Here is a 250-nt window from a genome sequence, read left to right as displayed (position 1 = left end):
GTGTGTTTGTAAAATGGATATATCGTTCGGTATCTATCAAATTTACATGGCCAACATATGCAGCTAATATAGGTATTGCAGAATATATATCCATTCCATTTTCCAACATTTGTTCTAAACTGTAAGTACAAAACGTATGTCGTAAAGAATGAATATTTGGTAGTTTATTATCTTCAGTATAAATACCAGCCAATTTACAAATTTTTTGAAACATGTATTTTACTGCATCGTATGAGTATGCTTTTTGAGT

The 250-nt window shown here is 29.6% G+C and carries 1 protein-coding gene; it reads right to left on the bottom strand.

Going from position 1 to position 250, the window contains the following annotated elements:
- Positions 1-214 (bottom strand): tyrosine-type recombinase/integrase (locus ACYQ4S_RS13015; protein WP_459771607.1); only part of this gene is annotated, 214 nt, incomplete at its 3' end.
- Between the last annotated feature and the right edge of the window lie 36 nt (positions 215-250).

The sequence above is a fragment of the Alkalibacterium sp. s-m-28 genome (assembly GCF_054658175.1).
This window is presented reverse-complemented; position numbering and strand designations above follow the sequence as displayed.